The sequence below is a fragment of the Glutamicibacter sp. MOO4 genome (genome assembly GCF_056934395.1).
Genome location: NZ_CM167800.1, coordinates 1,982,657 through 1,994,769 on the forward strand (window position 1 = coordinate 1,982,657; position 12,113 = coordinate 1,994,769).

The 12,113-nt window shown below is 55.1% G+C and carries 11 protein-coding genes and 1 tRNA gene; 4 read left to right on the forward strand and 8 right to left on the reverse strand.

The features are described 5' to 3' along the window. Nucleotides 1-70 precede the first annotated feature (70 nt). Both AC1Z3F_RS09265 and AC1Z3F_RS09270 read right to left on the reverse strand, forming a co-directional pair. Nucleotides 71-1,228: a cystathionine gamma-synthase gene (locus tag AC1Z3F_RS09265; protein WP_483565588.1), complete on the reverse strand. Its 1,158-nt coding sequence runs from the start codon at nucleotides 1,226-1,228 to the stop codon at nucleotides 71-73. 25 nt (nucleotides 1,229-1,253) lie between these two features. Continuing rightward, nucleotides 1,254-2,618, reverse strand: coding sequence for a cystathionine beta-synthase (locus AC1Z3F_RS09270; protein ID WP_131088832.1), 1,365 nt, complete (start codon nucleotides 2,616-2,618; stop codon nucleotides 1,254-1,256). Between the two features lie 139 nt (nucleotides 2,619-2,757). Here AC1Z3F_RS09270 and AC1Z3F_RS09275 point away from each other — a divergent pair, with 139 nt between their 5' ends. Then, nucleotides 2,758-3,720 carry a DNA-3-methyladenine glycosylase family protein gene (locus AC1Z3F_RS09275; protein ID WP_483565589.1) on the forward strand — a complete coding sequence of 321 codons (963 nt, stop codon included), beginning with the start codon at nucleotides 2,758-2,760 and terminating at the stop codon, nucleotides 3,718-3,720. Nucleotides 3,721-3,743: 23 nt separating this feature from the next. Here AC1Z3F_RS09275 and trxA read toward each other — a convergent pair whose 3' ends face one another. Both trxA and AC1Z3F_RS09285 read right to left on the reverse strand, forming a co-directional pair. Beyond that, nucleotides 3,744-4,118, reverse strand: a complete 375-nt coding sequence (trxA, locus tag AC1Z3F_RS09280) for a thioredoxin (RefSeq protein WP_131088834.1) — start codon at nucleotides 4,116-4,118, stop codon at nucleotides 3,744-3,746. 138 nt (nucleotides 4,119-4,256) lie between these two features. After that, nucleotides 4,257-4,338 (reverse strand) — tRNA-Tyr (locus tag AC1Z3F_RS09285). Between the two features lie 181 nt (nucleotides 4,339-4,519). On the opposite strand from AC1Z3F_RS09285, the gene AC1Z3F_RS09290 reads away from it, so the two are divergent. Beyond that, entirely contained in the window at nucleotides 4,520-5,008 is a 489-nt protein-coding gene (locus tag AC1Z3F_RS09290) for a YajQ family cyclic di-GMP-binding protein (protein ID WP_131088835.1), read from the forward strand. Nucleotides 5,009-5,115: 107 nt separating this feature from the next. Here AC1Z3F_RS09290 and htpX read toward each other — a convergent pair whose 3' ends face one another. Continuing rightward, nucleotides 5,116-5,994: a zinc metalloprotease HtpX gene (htpX, locus tag AC1Z3F_RS09295; protein ID WP_483565590.1), complete on the reverse strand. Its 879-nt coding sequence runs from the start codon at nucleotides 5,992-5,994 to the stop codon at nucleotides 5,116-5,118. A 261-nt stretch (nucleotides 5,995-6,255) separates the two neighbouring features. Between htpX and rarD the strand changes: the two genes are divergently transcribed. Then, the gene (gene rarD, locus AC1Z3F_RS09300) at nucleotides 6,256-7,194 is read left to right on the forward strand and encodes an EamA family transporter RarD (protein WP_483565591.1); all 939 of its coding nucleotides are present in this window, start codon (nucleotides 6,256-6,258) and stop codon (nucleotides 7,192-7,194) included. Between the two features lie 97 nt (nucleotides 7,195-7,291). Here the strand turns inward: rarD and gabT are convergent, their stop codons facing one another. The 3 genes from gabT to AC1Z3F_RS09315 all read right to left on the reverse strand — a co-directional run bounded on the left by gabT (nucleotide 7,292) and on the right by AC1Z3F_RS09315 (nucleotide 10,593). Then, nucleotides 7,292-8,635 carry a 4-aminobutyrate--2-oxoglutarate transaminase gene (gabT, locus tag AC1Z3F_RS09305; protein WP_131088838.1) on the reverse strand — a complete coding sequence of 448 codons (1,344 nt, stop codon included), beginning with the start codon at nucleotides 8,633-8,635 and terminating at the stop codon, nucleotides 7,292-7,294. Between the two features lie 195 nt (nucleotides 8,636-8,830). Further along, nucleotides 8,831-8,983: a methionine/alanine import family NSS transporter small subunit gene (locus AC1Z3F_RS09310; protein ID WP_131088839.1), complete on the reverse strand. Its 153-nt coding sequence runs from the start codon at nucleotides 8,981-8,983 to the stop codon at nucleotides 8,831-8,833. Nucleotides 8,984-8,985: 2 nt separating this feature from the next. Next, entirely contained in the window at nucleotides 8,986-10,593 is a 1,608-nt protein-coding gene (locus AC1Z3F_RS09315; protein WP_131088840.1) for a sodium-dependent transporter, read from the reverse strand. Nucleotides 10,594-10,707: 114 nt separating this feature from the next. On the opposite strand from AC1Z3F_RS09315, the gene AC1Z3F_RS09320 reads away from it, so the two are divergent. Then, nucleotides 10,708-12,111 carry a PucR family transcriptional regulator gene (locus AC1Z3F_RS09320; RefSeq protein ID WP_483565592.1) on the forward strand — a complete coding sequence of 468 codons (1,404 nt, stop codon included), beginning with the start codon at nucleotides 10,708-10,710 and terminating at the stop codon, nucleotides 12,109-12,111. The last annotated feature ends 2 nt before the right edge of the window (nucleotides 12,112-12,113 follow it).

Below are 12,113 nucleotides of genomic sequence, written 5' to 3' on the forward strand. Positions count from 1 at the left end.
CCCGATAAACAAAAAACGCGAGGGTGAACATTCCATACGGAATGTTCACCCTCGCGTTATATGCGTTGATTTAGAGGTTGAGGAAAGCCTTCTCTAGGTCATCAATGAGATCTGCTGGATCTTCGATGCCCACCGAGAGACGCAACAGGTTCACTGGAACCGCCAGCTCGGTACCCTTGACCGACGCGTGGGTCATTTCCGATGGGTAGTTCATCAAGGATTCAATGCCACCCAAGGATTCAGCCAAGGTGAACAGCTTGGTGCTTTCAGCGATCTTGCGTGCTGCAGCTTCGCCGCCCTTGAACTGAACCGAGACCATGCCACCGAAGTCGCTCATCTGCTTCTTGGCGATCTCATGGCCTGGGTGATCTTCGAAGCCTGGGTAAAGTACGCGCTCAACTTCGCTGCGCTCGCGCAACCACTGGGCAACGGTGGCCGCGTTCTCGCTGTGTGCGCGCATGCGCACACCCAAGGTCTTCAGACCACGGGTAGTCAAGAAGGCATCCATTGGGCCAGATACTGCACCAACGGCGAACTGGATGAAACCAATCTTCTCTGCCAGGGCTGCGTCCTTGACGATCACCGCACCGCCCACCACATCGGAGTGACCACCGATGTACTTGGTGGTTGAGTGAACCACAATGTCAGCACCCAAGGTCAAAGGCTGCTGCAAGAATGGGCTGGCGAAGGTGTTGTCCACGACCAGCAGTGCGCCGGCAGCGTGAGCAATTTCGGCTACCTTGGCAATGTCGGTGATGGTCATCATTGGGTTGGATGGGGTTTCTACCCACACCAGTTTGGCCTTGTTCTTTTCGATAGCTGCAGCCAGGGCAGCTTCGTTGCTCATATCTACCGGGGTGTTACCGATGCCCCAGTCACCGAGCACTCGGTCAATGAGGCGGAAGGTTCCACCATAAGCATCGTTACCAAGGACAATGTGATCGCCTGGGCGCAGAATTGCGCGGATCAATGAGTCTTCGGCAGCCAGTCCGGAGCCGAAGGAGAAGGCGTGGGTGCCAAATTCGGCGCCGGCAAGCTGAGCCTGCAGGGCGTCACGAGTTGGGTTGCCACCGCGGCCGTACTCGTAGCCGTTGCGCAGGTTTCCGATACCGTCCTGTGCGTAGGTGGTCGAGAAGTGCAGCGGTGGCACGACGGCACCGGTGTGTGGCTCAAATTCCTGGCCCACGTGGACGAAGCGAGTGTTTGATCCCTGAGTGTTTTCGGTCATCGATATCAGTCCTTAAGTGAAATCATTAGCGAGTTGAGTAAGCCAACAGATCTGCTGACGTGGCGCCTGCAATAACGTCGCCACCCTTGGTCAGCAGCACCGCTGGATGCTGTTTAAGTAGTTCTTGGGCGTGTTCTAGGGTGTCAGCTACGCCGATCAGTGGCTTGGGCAAATCTCCCAAGTCCTTGATGGTGCTTGTTGGTTCTGCTCCACCGAGCAACGCTTCGGTAATGGTGCTGGCGCCGATGACGCCACGTACTTCACCAATGCGGGCTGGCAGCGAAGTGCTGGCAACGACCAACGCGTCGGCACCTTGTTCGCGTAAGGCCCTAGCCGCCTGTAACAACGTTGCGTTCTCGTCGATTATTTCCGTGCCTTGCTTTGACAGGGCGGAGCCGATGAAGTCCAGAGCGGAGTATTCATCAGTGATGAAGCCCTGCTGCAGCATCCAGCTGTCGTTGAAGATCTTGGCAAGGTAGCCGCGTCCGCCATCTGGGGCGATAACTACTACAACGTCGTCTTCGCTGAGTTCACGCGCGGTACGTAGCGCCGCAACAACTGCCATGCCTGAGGAACCGCCCAAGAGCAGTCCTTCTTCTTTAGCTAGACGACGGGTCATCTCAAATGACTCAGCATCAGTGACCGCTTCAATAGCGTCGGGGACCGAAGCATCGTAGTTGCCCGGCCACATATCTTCGCCAACACCTTCAACAAAGTATGGGCGTCCAGTGCCACCGGAGTAGACCGAGCCATCTGGGTCAGCCGCGATAATTTTCACTGGGCCTGAAGCACGCTGCGCCGAGATCTGCTTGAGGTAGCGTCCGGTGCCGGTAATGGTTCCGCCGGTACCTGCGCTAATGACCGCGTGGGTCACTTTGCCGTCGGTATCGTTCCAGATTTCTGGTCCGGTAGTTTCAAAGTGGCTATCAGGTGCGCCCGGGTTGGAGAACTGGTCGGGCTTGTAGGCGCCCTCAATTTCGGTCACCAGTCGGTCCGAGACACCGTAATAGGACTCTGGAGAATCAGGGGCTACAGCGGTAGGCGTGACCACTACTTCGGCACCATAGGCACGAAGTACGTCGCGCTTTTCCTCGCCAACCTTATCTGGCGTGACGAAGATGGTTTTGTATCCCTTGAGCTGGCCAACCATGGCCAGACCTACACCGGTGTTTCCACTGGTAGGTTCCACGATGGTGCCGCCGGGCTTAAGCTGGCCACACTGTTCAGCACGTTCAACCATCTTCAACGCAATGCGGTCCTTAATGGATCCGCCGGGATTTAGGTATTCAAGTTTGACCAATACGGTGGCTTTGATTCCGTCGGTAACGCTGTTGAGCTTTACCAGCGGAGTGTTGCCAATCAGATCAAGAACAGTGGAAGCATACTTCATGTCAAGAACTTTACCGGCGCTTGTCACACTTGTCCTTGCCGATCGTAGTGAAACGTCATGCAGTGGACGTGATGTTTGCGTCAGTGCTAAAGGCCACTGAAGCCCCAAGCTCAAAGATCCAGACGATAAAATGCGAAATATGCAGAAATCTTGGAGCGCGAGCTTCACTCCTAGCGGACCGGTGTCTTTGACGAAGTCTCTGGGTATCCTGCGCCGAGGCCTCGGTGACCCGACGATTCGGCTTTCGGCAAGTGAAGCCTGGCTGGCTTTTGCTACTCCCCTAGGCCCAGCAACCCTGCAAATTTCAAAACCCACCCTTCAAGGTGCTGCCGACTTCCAAGCATGGGGTCCCGGCGCATCTTGGGCATTGGACTCTGCGCCCAATCTTTTAGGCGCGCAGGATGATTGGAACGAATTTGATCAAGGTCTGCAAGAGGGAATCTATCCGGAGATTATTGCCCGGAACCGGGCAGAACATCCTGATCTAGTACTACCCAAAACCGGCAGGATCTTTGAGCATGCAGTAGGTGCCATTCTTGAGCAACGCGTTACTGGCATTGAAGCGAACCATGCGTGGCGTTGGCTCATTCATCGATTTGGGCAGCCCGCGCCCGGTCCGGCCCCTGAAGGGTTGAAGATTTTTCCTTCACCGCTGGATCTGGCACAGATGCAACGGTGGGATTGGCAGCAGGCTCGGGTTGAAGGGCAGCGCGCCACAACGATAAGAAAATTCGTTCAGGTAGCCGGTGCCATCAATTGGTGGGCGGATAAGCCACTGAACCATGCCAAGCCGACGGCAAAAGCGCCTGGAACATTGGAGGCGGCGTTAGCCTCGGTGCCTGGAATCGGGCCGTGGACTATCGCTGAAACTCTTCAGCGGTCGCATGGGTCTTCAGACCACATCTCAGTGGGAGACTTCCATTTGGCCCATTTTGTTGGTCAAGTACTGACCGGAAAGCGGATCACTGATCCACAAATGCTGGCGCTCTTGGCACCCTACGCACCACATCGGCAACGAGTGGTGCGACTGTTGATGCTCTCTGGCGAGCGAAAACAAAGCTTCGGGCCACGCTACGCTCCGCTGGATCACCGGCAGAGGTAGGGCCCGAAACTCAAAACGCAGTCCTAGGAGTCAGCCTGAGCTGCTTCTTCAGCGATCTGCTTGTGAACTTCACTCATGTCGATGCCCTTGACGGCGGTGACCAAGTCTTCAAGCTGTGGCTGGTTCAACGCACCTGCCTGCGAGAAGACGAGTACCTGCTCACGGAAAGCCATGATGGTAGGAATCGAAGTTACGTTAGCTGCACGGGCCAGGCCCTGTTCTGCTTCGGTGTCTACCTTGGCGAAAACAACATCAGTGAACTTGTTTGAGGTCTGATCATAAACAGGTGCAAACTGCTTGCACGGTCCGCACCAGTCTGCCCAGAAATCCACAAGGACGATATCGTTGTCTTCAATCACCTGTGCGAAGTCATCTTCGCTCACATTTCTAGTAGCCATGCCTATACGGTAACCGAACATTAGGTGAAATACGTAGAAAGGTGATCTTCATTGACACCGGGAATAGATCCGGATCACAGTGCAACAAAGTTTGCCCGGATGCAAAAAACTCCCGGATCAAAGATCCGGGAGTTTTTGTGGCAGATACTGGATTCGAACCAGTGAAGGCGTTGCCAGCTGATTTACAGTCAGCCCCCTTTGGCCGCTCGGGTAATCTGCCGAGATGGTTCGTTCAAGAACGTTTGTTCTTGTCGGAACGAGAAATAACTCTACAGGAGATTTTCGATGATGTGAAATCGAGGGGGCTCTTTTCTCTGTAAGCCTGATCACAGCCCGAATTTAGGGCGCAAAACCGGTAGGCTATGAAACGAATCAGACCCGTTACAGCTAGGAGTATTCACATGGCTAGTGATTCCACATTCGACGTCGTCAGCAAGGTTGATAGCCAGGAAGTCGCTAACGCGATGAACCAGGCTCAGAAGGAAATCGCCCAGCGCTACGACTTCAAGGGTGTAGGCGCTGAGGTTGACTTCAGTGGCGAGAAGATCTTGATGAAGGCTAACTCTGAAGAGCGCGTCAACGCTGTACTGGATGTTTTCCAGTCAAAGCTGGTCAAGCGTGGCATCTCATTGAAGTCCTTGGAATCCGGTGAGCCATTTGCATCCGGCAAGGAATACCGCATTGAGTCCAGCATCAAGGAAGGCATCGCACAAGATGTCGCCAAGAAGATCAACAAGTTGATCCGCGATGAGGCTCCTAAGGGAGTCAAGTCCACCATTCAGGGTGACGAGCTTCGCGTCTCTTCCAAGTCCCGCGATGATCTGCAGGCCACCATGGCCCTGCTGCGTGACTTCGAAGAAGCTGACCTGCAGTTCATCAACTTCCGGTAGGCATCTTTAGGTTCTCTTTGAACTAGAAGTGAGCGGCGGCATCCCACAGTCAATGTGGGAAGCCGCCGCTCACTTTTTTGTCTACGCGCAAACGCCGCTAAGGATTTTTAGTACTGCTGGCCGCCGGCCATGGCTTCGAGGCGAGCAATACGCTGATCCATTGGTGGGTGCGTGGAGAACATCTGCTTCAGGCGCGAACCGAAAGGGTTAGCGATCATCAGGTGTGAGCTGTTGACCAGCTTCTGGTCCCCCGTTGCCAGTGGAGCCTGAGAAATTCCGGACTCCAACTTTCGCAACGCGCTGGCCAGAGCCAATGGGTCGTTGGTTAGTTTGGCTCCATCTTCGTCAGCGTCATACTCACGAGTCCGGCTCACAGCCATCTGAATAATTGATGCGGCCAGTGGTGCCAAGAGCGACAACGCGATCAGTGCGATCGGGTTGACGTTGCGGTTTTCATTGCTTCCACCGCCACCAAAGAACATCAGGAACTGTGCCACCGAGGTGATTACACCGGCAATCGCCGCAGCCACCGATGAAGTGAGAATGTCACGGTTATATACGTGCATCAGTTCGTGGCCCAGCACGCCGCGCAGCTCGCGCTCATTGAGTAGCTGCAAGATTCCCTCGGTGCAGCACACCGCAGCATTTTGTGGGTTGCGGCCGGTGGCGAAGGCATTGGGCGAAGTAGTTGGTGAGACATACAGTCGCGGCATTGGCTGTTGAGCGTTCATCGATAGCTCGCGCACAATGCGGTACATCATCGGACTCTCAGCTTCACTCACCGGGTAGGCGTGCATGGAACGCAAGGCGAGCTTGTCACTGTTCCAGTAGCCATACGCGGTGGTGCCCAAACCGATCAGGGCGAAGACCCAAATGAACATTGACCGGCCAGTTCCGGCCGAAATGAGCGAACCGATAGCCAGTAGCAGGGCAAACATTCCGCCGAGCAACAGTGCTGTTTTCAGTCCGTTGTTATGACCATGCACCGTGACGCACTCCTTGTAAATGACTCAGACCAAGTTGGTATTTCTTAGTCTAGTCAACGTTTATGCCTGCAGCTTCGTTCCGGTATTAAGCATTTGAAACGCAGTTGTGATGTAGAGTACCGAATTCTGCCTAACGTATTTCGCTCTGCGGGGAATATTGTCTAGCTATAGGCGTTGTACTTTGTGAGTTGCAGGGTGCAATTTTTGCCCCGTAGCTCCGCCTTTTCCTGCTTCACAATAGTTCGAAAGCGTACATTCTGCATGTCATCAAGCACCACCAAACCGGTCCGCTCTGAACACAGCTATGGTCTGATTCAAGGCACCTCTGCCTATCTCATCTGGGGATTGCTCCCCGCATACTTCTTGCTGCTCCCGGAGATCTCAGCTGTGGAGTTCGTAGCCGTGCGAGTTCTCTTCTCTTTGATCTTCTGCTTGATCCTGCTCGCTATTACCTCGCAGATTCGTCAGTTTATTGCGATGTTCAAAGATACAAAGACCATGATGCAGTTGGCCCTGGCCAGCGTCTTGATCGCGGGCAACTGGGTTCTCTACGCCTTGGCAGTGTTGACCGGACACGTACTTGAGGCGTCGCTGGGCTACTTCATCAACCCCATTGTTGCCATCCTGCTCGGCGTGCTGGTGCTTAAGGAAAAGCTGCGCCCCTTGCAGTGGGCAGCAGTGGCGCTGGCTACCGTAGCCGTTATTGTGCTCACCGTGGGCTTGGGCCGCGTGCCATGGATTTCTCTGGGCCTTGCGTTCTCCTTTGGCTTCTACGGCCTAGTAAAGAACAAGGTCGGCTCCAAGGGCACCGCATTGGGCGCACTGACGGTCGAAACTGTGTGGCTAACCCCGCTGGCCATCATCTACGTCATTTGGCTCTCGCAGACCACCGGTTCCACCTTGCTAGACAGCAACCTCGGTGGCGTACTCTTGCTGGCTTCCAGCGGCATCATCACTGCTGTTCCACTCTTGCTCTTTGGTGGGGCTGCTCGACGCCTTCCGCTGAGCACGGTGGGCTCGCTGCAGTTCATCGCTCCCCTACTGCAGTTCATCCTTGGTGTACTGATGTTCCACGAACATATGCCGTTTGAACGCTGGATGGGATTTGTCCTGGTATGGATTGCGGTCATCTTCGTTTTGGTCGATATGCTGCGCGCACCTAAGGCCCGGAACCTTCCTGAACCAGTAGAGATCAGCTAGCTGCCAACGCATTTAGCGCACAAAGAAATAAGCTTCGGCCGTTCTAGTTTCAAACTAGAACGGCCGAAGCTTTAGTTATTTACTTCCGGGCTAAGCCTTAGGCAGCAAGCTTGCGGATAGCAGTCTCAAGAACGTCGAATGCATCGTTGAGCAGCTCATCCCCGATAACCAATGGAGGCAGCAGACGAATGACGTTGCCGTAGGTACCGCAAGTCAGGATGACAACACCCTGAGCCAGGCACTCGGCAGCGATAGCCTTGGTCAGATCAGCGTCTGGCTCTTTGCCACCAGCCTTGACGAACTCAATAGCAATCATTGCGCCACGGCCACGGACTTCACCGATAGCTGGGAATGCGGACTGCAAAGCGGTGAAGCGAGCGAAGAACTTCTCTTCGATCTCACGTGCGCGACCTGGCAGGTCCTGCTCTTCCATGAACTTGATGCTCTCAAGTGCTGCAGCAACAGCTACTGGGTTACCACCGTAGGTGCCACCCAAGCCGCCACCGTGAACCGAGTCAAGCAGTTCGGCGCGGCCAACGATGCCCGACAGTGGCATACCGCCGGCGATGCCCTTAGCCACGGTGACGATATCTGGTTCGATCTCTTCGATGTCCGAAGCGAACCAAGCACCGGAGCGTGCGAAGCCGGCCTGAACTTCATCAGCAATGAAGACAATGCCGTTTTCCTTGGCCCATTCAGCAACGCGTGGCAAGAAGCCGGTTGCAGGAACGATGAAGCCACCTTCACCCTGGATTGGCTCGATGATGATCGCAGCGATCTGGTCGCCACCGATCTGCTTCTCCATGGCCAAGATCGCGCGCTCTGCAGCTTCCTTGCCCGAGATGTTTGGATTCTCTTCACGGAATGGGTAGCTCATTGGCATGCGGTAGATCTCTGATGCCAGTGGACCGAATCCGCGCTTGTATGGGGCAGCCTTAGCGGTCAGACCCATGGTCAAGTTGGTGCGGCCGTGGTAAGCGTGGTCGAAGGCTACAACTGCCTGGCGACCGGTAGCTACACGAGCAACCTTGATGGCGTTCTCCACGGCTTCAGCACCAGAGTTGAAGAACACTGCGCGCTTCTCGAAGTTACCTGGGGTGATGGCAGCAAGCTTCTCAGCCAAGGCAATGTAGTTCTCGTAAGGAGCAACCATGAAGCAGGTGTGGGTGAAGCGCTGCGCCTGCTCGGCAACGGCCTTAGCCACTGCTGGGTTGGATGCGCCAACGGTGGTTACCGCGATGCCCGAGCCCAGGTCGATCAGCTGGTTGCCGTCAACATCAACAATGATGCCGCCGTCAACGTCAGCTGCGTAAACAGGCAGGGTGGAAGCAACGCCGGCAGCAACTGCCTTGGCGCGGCGTGCGGCGAGTTCTTCCGACTTTGGGCCGGGGAATGGCCCGTTGATCTTGCGCTTCTGTTCAATACGGTAGGTAACGTCCACCTGCTTGTCCTTTCACTAAAGTTTTACGAGCATGTCGCTCGACGTGTTCTAACCAACAGACTATTCTTCAAGGCCCTTTGCGACTAGCAAAGTTGGCACAAATGACTTTTGGTTTTGTAGTGCATCTGCACAGCAAAGCCTCCCCGTTCCAAGTCGGACTTGGAACAAGGAGGCTACAGCTAATTTCTGCGGAAATTACAGGTTGCTATTACCTGCAGGTTCAGCGGTTTCAATCACGTGGTCATCATCCTTTTCAGGATTGCGTGAGAGGTTGATCAGTGAGATGGCCAGGCCACCCCAGATGGTCAGCATGGAAATGATCATGAATACAATTGCGATGCCGCTCATGACTAGTATTCCTTTCCGACTGCGTCAGGAAGTTCTTCAGCTTCAACATTCTTCTGATGCTGTTCAAACTCTGGATCATCGATCTTTGAGTTTTTGCCCCATGGGATCAGCGACATGAGTACAGCGCCAACAATCAACGCGCCAGCCATGCCCCAACCGAAGATGCCGTTGAACCATGCTGGGTAACCCGAGTACGGCTCGTTGATCTTGGACTGTACTTCGTTGATCAGCATGTAGCCCAGCGCTGCCGGACCGATGCCGCCAACCAGGACCTTCCAACCGGTGCCCAGCTTGATGGAGCTGTGACGGTTCATGTGCTTGGCCAGCTTAGGCAACATGCCAAGACCTGCGCCAAAGACAATCACCAAGACCAATGCACAAGCGAGGATGCCGAACTGGTTCACGAAGGCGTCCATGGTGTCCAGTAGGTACAAACCGGTGGTTGTTGGGAACAGCACCAGTGAGATCACGGCAACTGGAAGAACAACTACCAAGGTTGCCGGGGTACGCTTCCAACCCAGCTTGTCTTGGAAGGCCGCAACGATGACCTCAAGAATCGAGATCAGCGAGGTCAAGCCCGCGAAGACCAGCGAACCAAAGAACAGCACACCAATGAGTCCACCCAGAGGTGCCTGGGAGACGATGGTTGGGAAGGCAATAAATGCCAAGCCGATGCCACTGGTGGCCACGTCATCAACGCTGGATCCAGCGTTGTGCGCCATGAAGCCTAGGGCAGCGAAGACGCCGATACCGGCTAGCAGCTCGAAGCCCGAGTTAGCAAAAGCAACAACATAACCGGAACCGGTCAAGTCACTCTTGCGCTTCATGTACGAGGAGTAGGTGACCATGATGCCGAAGGCCACGGACAGCGAGAAGAAGATGTGGCCGAAGGCCGCAGCCCAGACGGCCGGGTTCTGCAAGGCCGCGAAGTCCGGGGTGAAGAAGGCGTTCAGGCCGTCAATGGCGCCTGGCAGGAAGACCGACTGGACCACGAGGATCACGAACATGACGATCAGCAATGGCATGAAGACCGCGTTGGCTCGGGAAATACCCTTGTTAACGCCGGCAATCATGATCACCATGGTGACCAGCCAAACGATCAACATCGGCACGAAGATGCGGCCGACCACGTCGAAGGAAACGCCCACGGTATCGGAAACCTTGAGGAAGTCATTCATAAAGAAGCCTTCGGCTCCCTTAGGGTTCTTGTCCCAGGCCTTGGTGATGGAGAACCAGCAGTACATGGCAGCCCACGCGATGATGGCTGCGTAGTAAATGGCGATTACGAAGCAGATCAGTACCTGCCACCAGCCGAGCATTTCGGTTTTACGGTTGGCCCGGCGATAAGCCAGTGGAGCCGAACCGCGGTAGCGGTGACCGATGGAGTAGTCGAGGAATAGCAAAGGGATACCGGCGCAGAGAATTGCGACCAGGTAAGGGATCAGGAATGCACCGCCGCCGTTTTCGTAGGCAACATAAGGGAAACGCCAAATGTTTCCCAGACCAACGGCTGAACCAATCGCAGAAAGGATGAACAACTTTCGAGAACTGAAGGTTTCACGCTTTTCGGATGCGAGTGGAGCGCCCTGTGTAGAAGATGGAGAGCTCATGAATCCAAGCTACTGCAAAAAGTTCACATTCTGGTCAATTTTCGGGTGCGTGTGTCCATTATTTGAGCATTTTGCTGAAATGGGAACTTTCCGTCTCCCAACTAGAATAGCCACATGGCAATTAGTTTACGCGGACTCCTTGAGCATGACGAGCTCAACCTGAAGCCGATGACCGACCACACCCATCGCGACGACGTGGTTATCACCTGGGGAGCCATCACGGAGCTACTTGACCCCTCACGCTTCCTTACCGGTCGAGAGATCGTGTTGACCACCGGTGTGCGTCAAAAGACAAAAGCCGCCCAACGAGAATTCGTTCGTGTTCTGGCCGCCAATGATGCAGTGGCGCTGGGTTTCGGCACCGGTCTTGAACATTCCTCGGTTCCCGAGGCAACCATCACCGCCGCCCGCGAAGTAGGATTGCCGGTCTTTGAAGTTCCCTATCAGGTACCTTTTGCCTCAATCACCCGGCTCATCGCCGAGGCGTTGAATGCTGATCACCTCAAGCGCGTTGAGAACCTGCTCAAGTCGCACCAGAAGCTGGCTCGCTCGCTGCTCTCCTCAGATCTGGACAGCATGCTTGATGAGCTCGTACGGATGATCCGCACCGATGTGGCACTCAGCCTGCACGGTGAGGTCATCAGTGGCGACTACGACCCAGAACGTATCTGGCATGAACTTCCGGTGGCTACCGGACTTCGCGATAAGTGCATTCTTCATCTGGCCGAACCCTATGTACATGACCCGGTCGTGGACTACGCACAGTCACTGATTGGCCTAGAAATGGCCAACAAGTCACGCCTTCGCGCCTCCCAGCGCCAGGCCAACGGTCAAGTACTCGCTGACCTTGCCGCCGGCACGCTGGTTGGCTCGGACGCAGCCGGACGGCTTGGCGCCCTGGGACTAAACCCACAGCGTGAACACGCAGTGATCTTGGTGCAGGCTTCATCTCAAGCCGAACGACTCCAAACACTGCCATTACCAGCTGATCTTTCTTCCCAGGTCTCCGCAATGATGGAAGGACGGCTTGCGGTCATTGTTGCCCACTCCAAGGTGCAGCTATCTATCAAGCATCTAGATGAGTATCTGGTGGCTGCCGGTATTTCCGCCCGCGTTGGCTACGGTGGACGCTATTCAAATACCACCGGTATTCGTTGGAGCTACTTTGAGGCGCTTGAATCCCTTCGTCACGGCGAACGTGTCAACGTGCCAACCAAACTTTCTTTGACCTCGCTGCTGCTCGCTGCCCGCGATGTCCCATTGCAAGACTTGGCTACCGAGGCTTTGGGCCCACTGCAGGACTTTGATTCCACCCATGAGTCAGACTTGCTGTTGACCTTGCGTGAATACCTGAATCGGGATGGATCTGTCGGCGCCGTTGCCGAAGCTTTAGGGTTGCATCGCAACACGGTGCGCTATCGCATGCAGCAGATCTCAGAGCTCTCGGGCTATGACCCGAATGTGACAAGTGACCGAGTCCAGCTTTGGATCGCGTTGAGCGCACTAGAGCTTGGCTAATC

Excerpts from the sequence above, each read along its gene's own strand:
- AC1Z3F_RS09290 (WP_131088835.1), top strand. The coding sequence starts at position 4,520 with ATGGCTAGTGATTCCACATTCGACGTCGTCAGCAAGGTTGATAGCCAG.
- rarD (WP_483565591.1), top strand. The coding sequence starts at position 6,256 with ATGTCATCAAGCACCACCAAACCGGTCCGCTCTGAACACAGCTATGGT.
- AC1Z3F_RS09310 (WP_131088839.1), bottom strand. The coding sequence starts at position 8,983 with ATGAGCGGCATCGCAATTGTATTCATGATCATTTCCATGCTGACCATC.
- AC1Z3F_RS09315 (WP_131088840.1), bottom strand. The coding sequence starts at position 10,593 with ATGAGCTCTCCATCTTCTACACAGGGCGCTCCACTCGCATCCGAAAAG.
- AC1Z3F_RS09265 (WP_483565588.1), bottom strand. The coding sequence starts at position 1,228 with ATGACCGAAAACACTCAGGGATCAAACACTCGCTTCGTCCACGTGGGC.
- AC1Z3F_RS09320 (WP_483565592.1), top strand. The coding sequence starts at position 10,708 with ATGGCAATTAGTTTACGCGGACTCCTTGAGCATGACGAGCTCAACCTG.
- AC1Z3F_RS09275 (WP_483565589.1), top strand. The coding sequence starts at position 2,758 with ATGCAGAAATCTTGGAGCGCGAGCTTCACTCCTAGCGGACCGGTGTCT.
- AC1Z3F_RS09270 (WP_131088832.1), bottom strand. The coding sequence starts at position 2,618 with ATGAAGTATGCTTCCACTGTTCTTGATCTGATTGGCAACACTCCGCTG.
- trxA (WP_131088834.1), bottom strand. The coding sequence starts at position 4,118 with ATGGCTACTAGAAATGTGAGCGAAGATGACTTCGCACAGGTGATTGAA.